Source organism: Coprobacillus cateniformis (genome assembly GCF_009767585.1).
GTDB classification, from domain to species: domain Bacteria; phylum Bacillota_I; class Bacilli_A; order Erysipelotrichales; family Coprobacillaceae; genus Coprobacillus; species Coprobacillus cateniformis.
Map to the genome: position 1 here is coordinate 957,574 of NZ_WSNW01000001.1, position 15,290 is coordinate 972,863.

Annotated in this window: 16 protein-coding genes; all 16 read right to left on the minus strand. The window is 32.3% G+C overall.

Translation table 11 applies throughout. The features are described 5' to 3' along the window. Positions 1 to 74 precede the first annotated feature (74 nt). Positions 75 to 224, minus strand: a complete 150-nt coding sequence (locus tag GQF29_RS04940) for a hypothetical protein (protein WP_017144099.1) — start codon at positions 222 to 224, stop codon at positions 75 to 77. A gap of 124 nt (positions 225 to 348) precedes the next feature. Continuing rightward, positions 349 to 795: a DUF6194 family protein gene (locus GQF29_RS04945; protein ID WP_008790019.1), complete on the minus strand. Its 447-nt coding sequence runs from the start codon at positions 793 to 795 to the stop codon at positions 349 to 351. Positions 796 to 813: 18 nt separating this feature from the next. After that, positions 814 to 1,575: an EFR1 family ferrodoxin gene (locus GQF29_RS04950; RefSeq protein ID WP_008790020.1), complete on the minus strand. Its 762-nt coding sequence runs from the start codon at positions 1,573 to 1,575 to the stop codon at positions 814 to 816. A 100-nt stretch (positions 1,576 to 1,675) separates the two neighbouring features. Beyond that, positions 1,676 to 3,316, minus strand: a complete 1,641-nt coding sequence (locus tag GQF29_RS04955; RefSeq protein WP_008790021.1) for a putative manganese-dependent inorganic diphosphatase — start codon at positions 3,314 to 3,316, stop codon at positions 1,676 to 1,678. A 10-nt stretch (positions 3,317 to 3,326) separates the two neighbouring features. After that, positions 3,327 to 3,986: a helix-turn-helix transcriptional regulator gene (locus tag GQF29_RS04960; protein ID WP_008790022.1), complete on the minus strand. Its 660-nt coding sequence runs from the start codon at positions 3,984 to 3,986 to the stop codon at positions 3,327 to 3,329. Positions 3,987 to 4,111: 125 nt separating this feature from the next. After that, complete coding sequence (locus tag GQF29_RS04965; protein WP_017144098.1) at positions 4,112 to 4,414, minus strand: DUF2085 domain-containing protein; 303 nt, start codon at positions 4,412 to 4,414, stop codon at positions 4,112 to 4,114. Between the two features lie 49 nt (positions 4,415 to 4,463). Further along, on the minus strand, positions 4,464 to 4,874 hold the full coding sequence (locus GQF29_RS04970) for a zinc-ribbon domain-containing protein (RefSeq protein WP_008790024.1): 411 nt from the start codon (positions 4,872 to 4,874) through the stop codon (positions 4,464 to 4,466). 101 nt (positions 4,875 to 4,975) lie between these two features. After that, positions 4,976 to 6,253, minus strand: a complete 1,278-nt coding sequence (locus tag GQF29_RS04975; protein ID WP_054689313.1) for a galactokinase — start codon at positions 6,251 to 6,253, stop codon at positions 4,976 to 4,978. Next, a complete protein-coding gene (locus tag GQF29_RS04980) occupies positions 6,250 to 7,266 on the minus strand; it encodes an aldose epimerase family protein (RefSeq protein ID WP_008790026.1) in 1,017 nt (338 codons plus the stop codon). Before GQF29_RS04980 ends, GQF29_RS04975 begins: the two co-directional genes overlap by 4 nt. A 2-nt stretch (positions 7,267 to 7,268) precedes the next feature. Next, positions 7,269 to 8,768: a UDP-glucose--hexose-1-phosphate uridylyltransferase gene (locus tag GQF29_RS04985; protein WP_008790027.1), complete on the minus strand. Its 1,500-nt coding sequence runs from the start codon at positions 8,766 to 8,768 to the stop codon at positions 7,269 to 7,271. Between the two features lie 433 nt (positions 8,769 to 9,201). Beyond that, entirely contained in the window at positions 9,202 to 10,137 is a 936-nt protein-coding gene (locus tag GQF29_RS04990; protein WP_008790028.1) for an ROK family protein, read from the minus strand. 9 nt (positions 10,138 to 10,146) lie between these two features. Then, on the minus strand, positions 10,147 to 11,577 hold the full coding sequence (locus tag GQF29_RS04995) for a glycoside hydrolase family 1 protein (protein ID WP_008790029.1): 1,431 nt from the start codon (positions 11,575 to 11,577) through the stop codon (positions 10,147 to 10,149). A 10-nt stretch (positions 11,578 to 11,587) separates the two neighbouring features. Next, entirely contained in the window at positions 11,588 to 12,244 is a 657-nt protein-coding gene (locus GQF29_RS05000) for a YczE/YyaS/YitT family protein (RefSeq protein WP_008790030.1), read from the minus strand. Further along, the gene (locus GQF29_RS05005; RefSeq protein ID WP_008790031.1) at positions 12,231 to 13,949 is read right to left on the minus strand and encodes a class I mannose-6-phosphate isomerase; all 1,719 of its coding nucleotides are present in this window, start codon (positions 13,947 to 13,949) and stop codon (positions 12,231 to 12,233) included. Before GQF29_RS05005 ends, GQF29_RS05000 begins: the two co-directional genes overlap by 14 nt. A 12-nt stretch (positions 13,950 to 13,961) precedes the next feature. Beyond that, positions 13,962 to 14,504: a glucose-6-phosphate isomerase family protein gene (locus tag GQF29_RS05010; protein ID WP_008790032.1), complete on the minus strand. Its 543-nt coding sequence runs from the start codon at positions 14,502 to 14,504 to the stop codon at positions 13,962 to 13,964. Between the two features lie 9 nt (positions 14,505 to 14,513). Then, the gene (locus GQF29_RS05015) at positions 14,514 to 15,290 is read right to left on the minus strand and encodes a glucose-6-phosphate isomerase family protein (RefSeq protein ID WP_008790033.1); all 777 of its coding nucleotides are present in this window, start codon (positions 15,288 to 15,290) and stop codon (positions 14,514 to 14,516) included.

Sequence of the window (15,290 nt, forward strand, 5' to 3'; positions counted from 1 at the left end):
TAAGATGTCAACACATTGATTTCCATCAATAGCAACAAGTTGAATATGGAGTATATTGTTTTCTTTTAATAAATTTACAATTTTTGATTATGAAACAAGCTTGCTTTCTCTTTCTCAAAAATATAATCAGAAACAACCAATAGTCCTTCTACAAATCCAGATGCATTGTTTCTTTCGCCTTCCTTTATTTTTAATATAGATAACCACTTCTTATCTCTATACACTTTCTTGAATCTTTCAATTCATTTTATCTATAAGTTTTGGGTGATAACTATATTGATTCTTTTTACATATCAATAACAATGAGTGCAGTTTTTTCTATTATATAAATCCTCATTGACTGTAAATTTATTTTCTCTTCTTATATTTTTCTTTTGCATACTCATATGATTCTTGTATCAATGGTTTCAATTTTCCAAATGTCTCTGGAGTTGGATTAAGAACACAGATCCAACTCATCCATGCATATACAGGATGAGGCATGATTTGATTCAACGAAGTGAAATCACAATTCATATCAACCATCTCTCCAGCCGCTGGTCTTTTAGGCGTTGCTCCAAACAAATCAATAAATGTTTTCTTGCGAATCCCTAAATTAACGCGAAACACACCTTCTCTATTTATTTGTGAACCCTTATCATTTTGACCATCTTTATCCTTAATCGTTAAAATATACACCCCTCTTTGAAGAAGCCCTTCAGGATTATAATAAATTCCTCTTTCTCCCCAGCTTTCTACCATGACAACTCCTTTAAGATTGTCCAAGCAATATTGTAATATCTCTTCTGCATTCATAGAATAATCCTCCTTATTTTACAAATATTTCTCAATACGACTTTGTTCTATAACTGTTTTCCCAAGTACTGTCAATGCCATTGTAGGACAATTATTAACGCAGCGATAACACATTGTACATTGATGATGAGAAGTCGCAACACCAGCCTTTAAATCAATATTTTTCATTGGGCATAATTCAACACATTTTCCACATCCTATACACTTTGATATGTCTATTTTTAATTTATCATTATATTTTTTAGTTTTATTATAGAAGTATAATCTTTGTCCAAACAAGCCTGCCAAATGATAGAAAAAACCTAACCCAACCTGTGAAGGTTGGCCCATCTTCAAATTCATAACAGCCTCTTCAATCCTATGAGTTGCCGAAATAACAAGTTCTTTATTCACATCCAACGGACGTTTTAATGCCTTTTCATCACCAATCGAATCAGGCATTTTTAAATGTAATCCCCCAACAATAGTAGCTCCATATTGTTTTAACTGGCGTGCCAATAGCCCAGCGCCATCACCACTAAAAAGCCCCATTGTTGCTATTACAAAAATATGTTTGCCTTTCCATAAATCAGCATGATTATCAATAAAATCTTTAACATACTTTGGTATTTGACTATATTGTACAGGATAGCCAAAAACAATCTCGTGACTCTTTAAAATATAGCTCTCAATATTGTCATCCTCTATTGAATATGTTTCAGAATTATCCTTATATTTCCTCATAAATGTTTCTACACAGTATCTTGTATTTCCTGTTCCACTAAAATAAATACCTATCATCTTTAGCAACCTCCTTATGACGTCTATTCTATCACGTCTCTATTCTAATGTCATTTTAAAATAAAAAGATGAAACAAATGAAATGTTTCATCTTCACATACTATTGTGTTAACACATCAGTGATTACAGGAACAACTTGTTTCTTTCTAGAAATAACACCTGGAAGACTTGCCTGTTGTTCAACCAAATCAATCTTGAATGCTGTTTCGACATAATCAGGACGTGGACCAGCAACAAACACTTCACTTGTAGCATTAATAACATCAGTTAATAACAACATAGCAAATTGCATATGATTATCCACTGCAACCTTTTCCATATATGCCAACATTTCAGCCTTATATGGCGCAAATCCTTCAATATCCATTGTGTTGACTTGAGCCACTCCAACAGAAACATCTCCAAAACTAAACTTCTTATAATCTTGATTAAAAATCTCTTCAACAGTTTTTCCAACCAACGAAGTTCCAGCTTTAAACATGTCCATTCCAAAGTCTTTAATATCCACATTAGCAATAGCTGCTAATTCTTTAGCCATCTTTGTATCAGTTGGTGTACATGTAGGAGATTTGAATAAAAGCGTATCACTTATAATAGCCCCTAGCATAAGTCCAGCCATATCAGCAGGTATTTCAATACCTTGCTCCTTATAACATTTAGCAACAATCGTTGCTGTACATCCAACTGGTTCTGCTCTAAACATGACAGGTCCAATTGTTTGAATATCTGCAACTCTATGGTGATCAATAATTTCTAAGATCTCTGCATCCTCAATTCCATCAATAGATTGTCCTCTTTCATTATGATCAACTTGAATCACTTTTTTTCTCATTCCATTTAAGACTTGGAAACGGGAAACTGACCCTACAACTCTTCCCATAAAATCTAAAACAGGATAACTTCTATAACGTGTTTCACTCATCACTTCTTTCACATAATCTAAAGTATCATCTGTTGAAAATGTTGTTAACCCACCTTTTTGCATAACATATTCAACAGGAATAGATTGAATAATTTGTTGTGATGACATAAATGTATTAAATGGCGTTGAAATAACACTAATATGAGCTTCCATACATTTATTTAATAAAGCATCATCAATTGATAATAATCCTGTTAGAATAATTAAAGAAACTTTCCCTTCAATCAAATGTTCAACAGCTTCATCTCTATCTCCACCAACAATAACAACATCATTTTCATGAATGCGTTTCATGGCTTCTTCTCCAGTCATGGCAGCAATATGTACTTCACCTTTAATTGTTTTTAAGGATTTATCTAAATATAAAATACTTGCATCTAATGTATCAATAACATTTTCAATTGGTGTATTGGCTTCTTTAAGAATTTCACTATTCCAATCATCCATATATCCTTCAATAATATTAGATGTAGACAATAACCCTAACAATTGACTATGGTCATCTAAAACAGGTGCACTTTTTAAATTTTGTTGTTTCATTAAGGCCCAAGCAGTTTTTAAAGTCAATTCCTTTGAAAAAACAGTTACTTTATCATAATCCAAGTCTTCAACTTTTTGTTTAACAGTCTTTAACAAAACAGGTATCTCTACACCAAATCTCTTCAAAATAAACTCAGTTTCCTTATTAACATCACCAAGTCTAACCGGCACAGCATTATAGCGTCCAGTTACAAATAATAAATGTGCATAAGCAATAGCACTGCAGATAGAATCACTATCTGGATTCTTGTGCCCACTTACAAAAACAATGTCTTTCATAAAATCCCCCTTACATTTTCTTTAAATAACGATAAATTGTTGGCTCACTAACAGCCAATTTTTCAGCAACAAGAACAATAGCTCCCTTTACCTTAAATGTACCCTTATCTTGTAAATATTTAACAACTTTAATCTTTTCTTCTACATTCAATCTTTCAACTAAGAAATAACTTGGAAATCCCATTTGTTCTAAGCATTCCTTTATGTATAAATCAATCATTTCATCTAATGGTGATGATAGAATCTCAATTGGATTATCTAATTTAAATTCAACATCCTTAGATTCCTTAATTCCTAAAATTCTCTTTAATGTAGACTCTAAATATTCATAGTCAGAAATATTCACATTAATACACAACATTCCTACTGGAACCTCATGCCCTTCTTCTTTTATAAAATAAGTTGCTGATCGTAACAGTTTTCCATCTGGACCAGTTGTTTTATAGTTCATTACGAAATCATGATCTTTATATTGTTTTGTCTCCAAATAGTGAATTGATAGATTAGAAAGTTTAGCACCAACCTCTCTGCCAGAAATATGACTGTTTGATATTGCTACTATTTCCTGTTCTTGAGAAGTCAAATCATGTAATGCAATTTCTACATTTTCACCTAAAGCTTCTCCCAAAAATTCTACTAATTTTCCATATGGTTCTAACAATTTATACATTATACCGCCTCCGATTGTCATTATACACTATTTTATTATAGACGACTAGTCTTTTTTATCATGATAAGAAATGATAATTTTTTGTAAAAGAAAACAACTTTTTTACATTCAAAAGTTGTTTCAAGTTATTTTTTATCAATATAAATATATGCTTTTGTGACAAGCATTCCCAGGGCATACCCGAAAACAGCTCCTGTTAATGCTCTTCTCAAATTGTTACTCATCATTCCCCAAAATGTTTGTAGACTTCCATCAATAATCATTGGTAACATGCAAAGGAAAATAACATACAAAGGAATTGTTTTTTTGTGTTTATAAGCAATATACAAAGTCATTATAAATAAAATAACAATAAATGTGCATCTATAACACAAAGGAAAACAAAAGCCTAAAATATGAGGAGCACGTTCAGCTATACCATTACACATAGGTATACTTCCAAACTGTGATAACCTCTGATATATAAAATCAATAAGACTACTCATAAGAAACTGTTTCTACAACAGCGTTAAAATCATTATGATTCCAATGAACTTCATCATCATATTGAGAAGCAATACCAACAATTCCACTCATGATACAACAAAACATCAAAACATAAAAAACAATATTAGCAATAAAGCCTTTGATACAAGATTTAGCACGCAATGGATATTCTTTGCTCCATACCAGATATAAGACAAGCCCAACAACTGGAATAAAAAAAGAAAGCAGTGCATAACCAAAACTTGATTCATCATCTGGTTTTTGATATGAACCTTGATAATTCTGATTAATAGGGTTATATCCATTTCCATTATTTTGGTCATGCGAATTGAGCTGTGCACCACAATAAGGGCAGAATTTCACATCTTCTTCAACCTGTTTTCCACATTGATAACAATACATATTGATTCCTCCTTTATATTTTTATTGTACTAAAATCTTATGAAAATGTAAAAGAAAAAAGTGCATATCATAGCGTCTACTATGAAGTTACACTTCTTTAACTATAAAACTTTCATTCCACCATACTTTCTGACTTTCAAAACGTGGCATGATCCTTCACCAAAATATTTCTCAATTTCTCTTTGATATGTGTCTACAAATTCATCTTCAACAAAAACTTGAATTGTTCCTGCAAATCCACCACCATGAATACGGCATACACCATTTGCTCCTAAAATATCTTCTGACAGTGCCAATGCGATGGAAACAGCTTGTTGATCAGTATTATGATTTGAATAAATATTTTGCAGATACTTAAAAGAACTTTCGCCAGAAGCTTTGATTGTCTTTTTAAAAGTATCAAAATCTCTATCATTTAAAGCTGATACAGCTTTCTCTACACGTTTATTCTCTTCAAAAAGATGAATCGTTCTTAAAACAGCTCTATCATTGATTGCGGTTCTTACTTCAGGTAATTTTTTATAGAACTCTGCTTCTTCAACATCTCTCAAGACCTCTTTCCCAAAATATTGAGCCACCTTTTTCATTTCATAAGGAATAGAAGCATAGTCATTTGTCAGATCTGCATGTGATGCATGAACATCAACAATACATAAACTGTGTTTAAATTCCGAAAAATCAACTTCTATCTTATTCACAATTGGATGTTCATTATCCTGAAAGTCAATATGAATAAGACTTCCCACTGAACAGGCACACTGGTCCATAAGACCGCATGGCTTTCCAAAATAAACATTCTCACTATATTGACCAACTTGTGCAATTGTCACTGGATTAATAGACATATTATTATACAGTCCAGAAAGTATTGTCCCAACAACAACTTCAAAAGCAGCTGAAGATGACAAACCAGACCCCTGTAAAACATCACTTGTCATATAAGCATTAAATCCACCAATCTTATATCCTAATTGCTGATATCTCGCACATACACCTCGAATAAGACCTTCTGAACTTTCAACTTCCTGATCTCTTTTTTCTAAATCCTTGATATTTACACCTTGAATATCATAGTCATCAGACAACACCTTAATTGTCTCTTTAGTTGGAGCAACCACAGCAATAATATCTAAATTAATTGCAGCAGCCAAAACTTCACCATGCTGATGATCTGTATGATTTCCACAAACTTCACTACGCCCTGGTGTACTATAAATTTCAACTTCCTGATCACCATACAATGAAATAAATTTTTCAATTGCTTGAACATATCTTTCTTTTTGATAACTTAATAAATGCTCATCAACATAAACATCTTTAAAAATAGAATTATATTTATGAGTCTGTATCTCCTGTATTAATAAACTTGCCTTTTTCATGATTTTATAACCTCAAACTTATATGATGTCATTTCATCATAAGTTTCACCTTTCTTTAATAATGTTGTCGGATTTTCTTCAATATGAATAGCATCTGGTAAATTTTGCGTTTCAATACAAACTGCATCTCTTTCATAATAATGTTGACCATATTTTCCTAAACGTCCATCTAAATAATTAGCTGTATAAATCTGCGCTCCAGGTAATGTTGTAGAAACAGTTAAACGTCTTCCAGTTGCTGGATGTTCTAATATGACTTGATTTTGTTGGGTATTGAAAATAAATGGATGATCAAATCCTTTTCCTAATTGAAGCTGCTTATCATCTTTGATAATCTGCTCTCCTATTGTCGTTGGCTGTAAAAAATCAAAAGCAGTATCTTTTGTTTGTTGGAATTTTCCAGTTGGTAAACCATCTGAATCAATGCATGCATATTGATCTGCTTTCACTTGTAATAAATGATTATAAACATTTTCTTGCTTAGCAGACAAGTTAAAATAAGAATGATTAGTGATATTAATCAGTGTATCCTTATTTGTTGTTGCTAGATAGCGAATATGAAGTGTATCATCTTTTAATTCGTAAATAACTTTCAACTCTAAATCGCCAGGATAACCTTCTTCACCATCAGGTGAAGAATAATGAAATATAATTGTATATCCATCTCTTATTTCATAATCAAAAGTTTGATAACTAAATCCTTTTATACCGCCATGTAAATGATTAGGACCATTGTTAATAGCTAATGTATACTCTTCATTATTTAAAGAAAAATGCCCTTTTCCAATTCTATTTGCAACTCTCCCTACCAACGCTCCCAAATAAGCATCAAGTGTCTGATAACTTTTAAAATCATCATAACCTAAAACAACATCTCCAACATGACCATCTTTATCTTTCATTAAAATCTTTACAATTGTACAACCAAAATTAGAAACTACAATTTCCAATTCATCATTTTGCATAGAAATGAGATCAATACCATTATCTAAACTTTCTATGATTCTAATCATTTTTATTCCTCCTTCTTGTCAAATGATTTTACAAAACTTATAAACGCATCAATACCTTCTTCATTCATTTTAAAAACACCAGCATCTTCTAAAACATTAACAAACTTTCGTGTTAATGATTCAGCAATAATATTATCAACATTATCTTCATTGATTACATAACTTTCTTCAAGTTCCTGATACCATAATTGGTGTTTCTCTAAAACAGCATAATCTTCGATATGAGATTGATGCAAAAGACAGGCTCTTAATAATTCTAACTCATCTTTGAGGCGTGCCGGTAAGATTGCTAATCCCATAACTTCAATCAAACCTATATTTTCTTTTTTTATATGATGCAAATTCTGATGTGGATGGAATATACCATCTGGATACTTTTCGCTTGTACGATTGTTACGTAATACCAAATCCATTTGATATTCAGAATTCTTTCGACGAGCAATCGGTGTGACTGTATTATGTGGAATATCTCCAGTATGAGAAATGATATCTAAAGAAGGAAGTGAGTACATTTTCCATTGTTTCAAAACAGTCTCTGAAAAATCAACAATAGCAGCTTTATCTGATGAAGTTACTCTGATTGTGGATAATGGCCATTTCATGACTTCAATTGTCAATGTTGGGTAATTTTGAAGTTTGATTGTTTGAATAACCTCAGCACCTTCAATTGGAAAAGTGTATCTCCCTCCCTGAAAATGATCATGAGTCAAAATTGAACCACCAACAATTGGCAAATCAGCATTTGAACCTAGCATATAATGTGGAAATATTTCTATAAAAGATAACAAATGTGTAAATGTTTCTTTATTAATAACCATAGGTTTATGTTCTTGGTTAAAAACAATACAATGTTCATTGTAATAAACATATGGTGAATATTGTAAATAATAATGTGAATGATCTAATTCAACAGGAATAATTCTATGAGTTTGTCTAGCTGCTCGATTTAAATCACCTTTGAAGCCAACATTTTCTTTACATAACAAGCATCTTGGATACCCACTTGATTTGATAAGTTTTGCTTTTGCAATCTCTTGAGGGTCTTTTTCTGGCTTTGAAAGATTGATTGTGATTTCAATATTGCCATATTTATAATATCTTTTAAAACGAATATTCTTATCAGTTCGACTTTTTCTAATATAGTTAGATGCAATGGATAAACCATAATAATAATCTGTCGCAGCCTGTGGTTGAAATTGATATCGTTCATAAAATGTTTTCACAACTTCACTTGGTCGAGGCATTAAACAATTCATAATACGTGTATCAAATAAATCCCTTGATGTTATATTATTTTCAATAAATTTTTTTGCAACAGCATAATCAAGCATATTCTCTAAAATAGGTGTACATTCAGATAAAGTTTCATAAATATCTTCCCATTCAAAATCTTCCAATTGAAAAAGATCCAATAACAAATTAACAGTATAATCCTTATCTTCTTCTTGAATCATTCCATGCTCTAACCCAAAATGAATCAATCTATTGATTTCATGATTCATATAAACCCTCCTTCATTATTCTTATATTCTTATTTTAACATATTAGTAAACAAAGTCAATTCTTTTTACTAAATCATTAAATACATTTACTAAATATACAAAGACCTAATATTTATTCAATGAATGATTGCAAAAATAATGATGATACCAAACATGTTGTTTTATTGTATATCAATGAGAGAATATGTTCTTTATAAACAAGGATATAAAATAATAAAATCCTTTATATCTTAATTTGAAATATCATTCAATAAATCACTGTTCTGATTATAAAAAAACAGCATAAAAAATTGACAATATATACTTATTTAATAAAAAATATAATAATCTACATAAGTAAATGACTATATCAAAAAAAAGAAATAACTTTATATTGTTACTTCTTTGCATCAATACATTTTATAACTGACATTTCCCATTTCATTCAACTCAATTATTTTCTTTCTAGAACAGTATCATCCTTATAATATAACTTCATCATATTTTTAAGTTGAAAGAGTGCGCCTATAAGATTGGCATCATTACCATGTTGACATATCACAACTTTTGGTCTATTCAATGGGTAGTCATGATTTTGATAATAACTATTCATTTTCTCAATATATTTATTTATATATTTTCGTAATATTGGTTGTTTAGATATACCTCCACCAATAGCTATCATTTCCGGATCAAATATTGCTTGAAGATTAAATATTTGACGAACAAGCTTATTACAAAAATCATCAATCCCTTTTAAGACTTGTGGATTGTTTCTATTAGCCATTTCAAATATCTCCTTGCCAGTATATTGCTGTGTTGTATTCAGTGACTTTTGTACGGATTTAAGCAATCCAGAACTCCCATTTTCATGACACCATTCATCTTCTTCCGATTGAGTGCAGTATTTTGCAGTGCTTACACATGAAAACTCACCAGAAGCATATGATTTGCCAATATGAACCTTTCCATCAATGATTAAACATCCACCTATCCCTGTTCCAAGAACAATCATTACTGCATCACTTATCCCCTTTAAACATCCAAAACCAAGTTCTGCATACGCTGCACATTTGGCATCATTTCCGATTGTTATTGGCAAAGGGATTCTTTCTTGCAATATCTCAACAAGATTCATATCTTTAATAAAAGAAAAGGCTCCTCCTGTTTTCGCAAAACCAATCTCTGGATTAATGACTCCTGGCATTGAGATACCTATACCACTTATACTCCCTTTATACTTTTCATAAAATGAGTATATAGAATCTAAAAATTGTTCCTTATTTTCTGTAGGCGCAGGTATACTTCCTTTTTCCAAAAATGTCATAGAATCATCAATCAATCCATATTTTATGGCACTCCCACCAATATCTAATGTCAAATAAATCATTTTCCTCTCCTATCCCACTTCAAAACGATCTGTCAAATCTCGGCCATGTGTTGCTATGACTTTCTTATACCAATAAAAAGAATCCTTTCGATAACGCTTTAATTGTTTTAAATCAAATTCTTCTCTATCAACATAGATAAATCCATAACGTTTCACCATACCCTCATGTGTTGAAATCAGATCAATCGCTGACCAAGGACAATATCCCATCATTTCACAACCATCACTGATCGCTAATTGAATCTGTTCAATATGTTCTCTCAGATATTGAATACGATAAGAATCATGAACTCTCCCGTCAACCAATTGATCATAGGCTCCTATTCCATTCTCACAGACAATCATAGGTAATCTATATCGAGAATAAATTTCACGAATTGTTCCTCTAAAACCTACAGGATCTATTTCCCAGCCAAATTCTGTCATTTCTAAATATTCATTTCTGTATGCACGATATAATCCCGCTGCCCCTCCTGTTGTTTGTTGATCAGCAACTGGATTGTCAGTTTCTGTTCCATCACTTTCTTGGCATGTTGCCGTGTTATAGTAATTAAATCCAATAAAGTCTGGATGTCCATTTTTGAGAGCTTCCGCATCTCCATCGGCAAATTCTGGACACGCATCATTCTCTTGAAGATAAGCCCACACAAGGTTGTTATAGACACCATAGACTGATGCATCTAAATATAACCAGTTTCTTATTGCATTAAAATTTTGGGCTGCTATAACATCTTCTGGCCTGCAACTTGCAGCGTACACTAACGAGATATTTAGTGCTGGACCAATTTTTGCATCTGGATTCATGTCATGACATAAAGACATAACTTTTGCTTGGGCTACCAACATATAATGATTTTGTTGGTAAATCTCCTTCATTTCATTTGTACATCCTTTTGGTAAATGAAGTGCTCCAATAACCTGACCCGCTAAAGTCAACATATTTTGTTCATTGATTGTTAACCAATATTTAACTCTATCACCAAAGTTTTTGAATAAGACCCTAGCATATTCAAGAAACCATTCTACTGATTCAGGGCAACTCCAACCACCTTTTTCATCAAGAGCTGCTGGCATATCAAAATGAAACATTGTCACAAATGGAATAATATTGTATTTTAAACATTCATCTATTAATTGATTATAGAATTCTATTCCTTTAGGATTTATTTTTCCAGTTCCTTGAGGTAAAACTCTAGACCAAGAGATTGAAAAACGATATGTTTTAAATCCCATTTCTGCCATTAAAGCAATATCTTCTTTAAAATGATGATAATGATCAGCACAAACAGTCAAATCAGAAGTCCCTTCTGGCACTTCCTTCACATCTTGGCACGATGGTCCTTTCCCATCAACAAGGTTCGCACCTTCTACTTGATATGCTGAAGTACTCGCACCCCAAAGAAAATCATTATCAAACTTTACTAATTTTTTGTGTAACATAGTTCCTCCTTTATATACTTACCTCTTTCACCAGCATCCTTTTGAACAACTTCATGAACATCCCTAAACTTGGTCCAAATATAACCATTCCTATCACTGTTCCTATACCTATAGACCAAGGAATATCAGTAAAAAGAGTCATTACAATAATAATTGCAAACGAAAGAATATCAGCACATTGTCTTATCACATGAAACTTTAATGGAATCATTTTTGTAAGAGCATCACAAAATCCCTCTAAAGCAAAAGTCACTTCATCTAATACCATAATGAAAGCAACACCAACAACACAAACTTCAGTAGATATAATATACATGATGATTCGTCCTATAAAAGATTCAAATGGAAATATAAGAATATCATATAATACATAATTGATAACAATTCCAAGTAAGACACTTAATGGTATTTGTAAGAATTGAATCATTTTAAAATCTTTTCTTAAGATAATGATTTGTCCTAATACACAAACAATATTTAAAATCATCCCTAAAGTTCCAACCTCAATCCCAGTCAAAGAGTTAAGGGATGCGCTTAACGCATCCCATGCACCAACTCCTACATTCGCCTTCAGTGTAAAAGCAAAACCAATGCCGACAATCATAAAACTAAAAATAATCATGAAGTATTTTTTTATTTGAAGACTCATCTTATTACTGTCTGACATACGCTTTCACAAAACGAATTGTTTCTTCACTATCATATGGTCTAATTGTATATTCTTTTGCTTCACTTGGTAGAATGAATGTTTCTGCATAATGGACAATGAATGGTTCAAACGCATCAGTTGGACTTTCAACAACTGCCTGTGTCCCTTCAACTAAGTTCAACATGTGAACACCATCTTCACAATGATGATATGTTTTCTTTGAAGAAGTGAAGCGTCTTGTTTCAATAAATTCTAACTCATGCAAACCAGTTCTTTCTTCCAAATAATCATCTTCTTCATGAATAATCTGAATATTATTCACAAGATTATCCTTAACCCATTGTGTTGTACGATCCCATTGAATATTCTTTGCACCATCCTCAATATGAATTGGACGAGGGAGGCCGTCTAATCCTAATCGATCCCAATCCCACAACTTAAATGTGAAGATATATGGTGTTGCACTAATTTCTAAAACCATACAGTTAGAAGATGAACAGTGAACTGTCCCAGCTGGAATTAAATAATGATCATGTTTTTTCGCTTCAAAGAAATTCACATATCGATCTGCATCAAAAGACCCTTCACCCTTTTGTGCTTTATTTAAATCATCAATCATTTCATGAGGTTGAATATTATCCTTTAATCCTAAATAAACACCACCACCATCTTGACAATCCAATATATAATAACTTTCATCTTGAGTATAAGTCATCCCAAAATGTGATTTTATATATTCAGTCAGCGGATGCACCTGAAGACTCAAATTCTGTCCACCAATTGTATCAAGAAAATCAAAACGTATAGGAAACTCTGCTCCAAAACGACAATATGTTTTCATACCTAATAACTCACGTGGCTGGTACAATACCAAATCCATTGCAGGAATCTCAATACGTGTCTGATTATATTTTAAATAAAGACTGTTCTCTTCTGGAACACCATCAAAACTCCACGCAAAGTTATCTTGTTTTGAATCTAAACCACAGACTTCCTTCATCCATTGACCACCCCAGACACCAGGATCAAAATAAGGCACTAATCGAAATGGACGCTTTACAATTTGCCTTAATCCTGATCTCAACGCTTCACCTGTCAACATTTTTGGATTCCTTTTGATATTGCTGTCAATGAGATAATCTATATGATCAAACATCTTCATTTTTTGCTTATCAGCAATACGCCATTCAATGAAGAACCCTCTTTTGATTTTTCTCAAAGTATCTTCATCTTGATTATCTTGTTTAAAGTTTGGCATTCCTTCTCGATAACGGCATTGGATTTCCCATCTTGCCATATCACAATATATATAGAGATCACCCTGAGATATTAAACTTGCTCCAACCCCATAAATTAAAATTCTTTGCTTTGAAGACAGGACTTTTTTCATTTCAATACACTTTTGCTGATCTACAAAATCTTCCATCTTTCCATAATACATAACACCACGGACACGATCTTCAGTCAAATGCGATGCCATCATCTGACTCAACTTTTCTTGATTATAGAAAATATCTTCACTTCTTATCACAATTTCTGGATCATAAATATCTTGAATCATTTCCAAGATTTCATCATCAACTCCTGGATAACACTCTACAGTCATACAAAACTGAGATTCTTGACTATATTTTTCTAATTCATTTTTAATACCTTGAACATCAGCAAAGACTTGATCATCAAAACCATTTATTTTTATTTCAGGATATTTATCATAATTCATTTCACATCATTCCTATCTTTTTTCAAATTCAATTTGACCATTTCTTTTATATACACGATATCCAAATTCTCTTTTTTCAATAGCGTGATAATCATGTCCAGCTGATGTTGGCCAACATGCACCAACTTTTAAATCTTCATCACCTGTATTGACCAGTCGATGAGCAATTCTCCCATCAATATGATGTAAAGACCCTTCATAAACTTTTTCAGCCCAAGTATGACCTTCTTCATCCATCAACAATAATAATCCTACACCTGCAATTCCAAAATAAATTTCTGCACAATCTTTATTTACATGGAAATGTCCTTTTGTCATATTACATTCATTATGTGAATAAACAGGTTTCAACACTGTTAAGCCCCAATTCAGATTTCCTAAAATATCTTTTCCTTTTGAATATGAATAAACTTCATAGACAATAGGATCATCCTCTCTTTGTTTTTCATAAAGATAATTCACTTCATGATATCTTTTTGTATAGCTCTCTATATCCTTACCTTCTAATACACCATTTTGAATATGATGTATCACTGATGGTTCAATGACTTTCATAAATACCTCCTAGGGAATAAAATTTTCCCACTTTTCCTTTGCCAGTTGTGGCTGTGATACAAATAAGAATAAATCAGGATTTTCAACAAATTGCTGATAAATCGGAATTCCTTTACGAATACCAAATTCTTCATATATTCTTGGTTCTTTCACAATTAGCTGACTTTTCTGATAAAATTGATTTGCTATAAAATCAATTCTGTTTTCATTCACAATCGGGAACCAGGCGACCCCCTTATGTGCTCTCACTTCATCATAATCAAATCCATAATCTCTTACACACCATGCTCCAAAAGTGAGATTTTGTGTTATATCAGCAACAATTGTGGCATGTGCCCATCCCGGTGGGACAATCACAATATCACCTGGTTTTGCATAAACCGCAAAGCATCTTCCAGGATGATCTTGAGCAGTTTCCTGCATGTAAATATAAGCAGCACCACTCCAAATTTCATAAACTTCACATGTCGACATTCCACAAGATGGTGATACAGCATGAATGTGCCCTTGTGAACGAATTGGCTCTTTTCCTAATGTTCCTTTCGCATATGTCACTGCTCCATACAATAGATTTCGTTCAATCATATTTTGCTTATCGTCATCATTTCCTACATCCATCGCAATAGAGTAAACAACTGCAGGACCATCACATGTTGGCTCCATAAGATTCTTTCTTATAGCATCTAAACTTCTATTTTCAACTTCTGGTCCAAAAACATTTTGACCATATTGAAAGCCCAATGGTTCATAAGTTGGTTGAATATCAAATCCAGGATTAAACTTCAT

What these genes read in the sequence shown, in the direction of transcription:
- GQF29_RS04945 (WP_008790019.1), bottom strand. Translation starts at nt 795, where the DNA reads ATGAATGCAGAAGAGATATTACAATATTGCTTGGACAATCTTAAAGGA.
- GQF29_RS04950 (WP_008790020.1), bottom strand. Translation starts at nt 1,575, where the DNA reads ATGATAGGTATTTATTTTAGTGGAACAGGAAATACAAGATACTGTGTA.
- GQF29_RS04955 (WP_008790021.1), bottom strand. Translation starts at nt 3,316, where the DNA reads ATGAAAGACATTGTTTTTGTAAGTGGGCACAAGAATCCAGATAGTGAT.
- GQF29_RS04960 (WP_008790022.1), bottom strand. Translation starts at nt 3,986, where the DNA reads ATGTATAAATTGTTAGAACCATATGGAAAATTAGTAGAATTTTTGGGA.
- GQF29_RS04965 (WP_017144098.1), bottom strand. Translation starts at nt 4,414, where the DNA reads ATGTGTAATGGTATAGCTGAACGTGCTCCTCATATTTTAGGCTTTTGT.
- GQF29_RS04970 (WP_008790024.1), bottom strand. Translation starts at nt 4,874, where the DNA reads ATGTATTGTTATCAATGTGGAAAACAGGTTGAAGAAGATGTGAAATTC.
- GQF29_RS04975 (WP_054689313.1), bottom strand. Translation starts at nt 6,253, where the DNA reads ATGAAAAAGGCAAGTTTATTAATACAGGAGATACAGACTCATAAATAT.
- GQF29_RS04980 (WP_008790026.1), bottom strand. Translation starts at nt 7,266, where the DNA reads ATGATTAGAATCATAGAAAGTTTAGATAATGGTATTGATCTCATTTCT.
- GQF29_RS04985 (WP_008790027.1), bottom strand. Translation starts at nt 8,768, where the DNA reads ATGAATCATGAAATCAATAGATTGATTCATTTTGGGTTAGAGCATGGA.
- GQF29_RS04990 (WP_008790028.1), bottom strand. Translation starts at nt 10,137, where the DNA reads ATGATTTATTTGACATTAGATATTGGTGGGAGTGCCATAAAATATGGA.
- GQF29_RS04995 (WP_008790029.1), bottom strand. Translation starts at nt 11,577, where the DNA reads ATGTTACACAAAAAATTAGTAAAGTTTGATAATGATTTTCTTTGGGGT.
- GQF29_RS05000 (WP_008790030.1), bottom strand. Translation starts at nt 12,244, where the DNA reads ATGTCAGACAGTAATAAGATGAGTCTTCAAATAAAAAAATACTTCATG.
- GQF29_RS05005 (WP_008790031.1), bottom strand. Translation starts at nt 13,949, where the DNA reads ATGAATTATGATAAATATCCTGAAATAAAAATAAATGGTTTTGATGAT.
- GQF29_RS05010 (WP_008790032.1), bottom strand. Translation starts at nt 14,504, where the DNA reads ATGAAAGTCATTGAACCATCAGTGATACATCATATTCAAAATGGTGTA.
- GQF29_RS05015 (WP_008790033.1), bottom strand. Translation starts at nt 15,290, where the DNA reads ATGAAGTTTAATCCTGGATTTGATATTCAACCAACTTATGAACCATTG.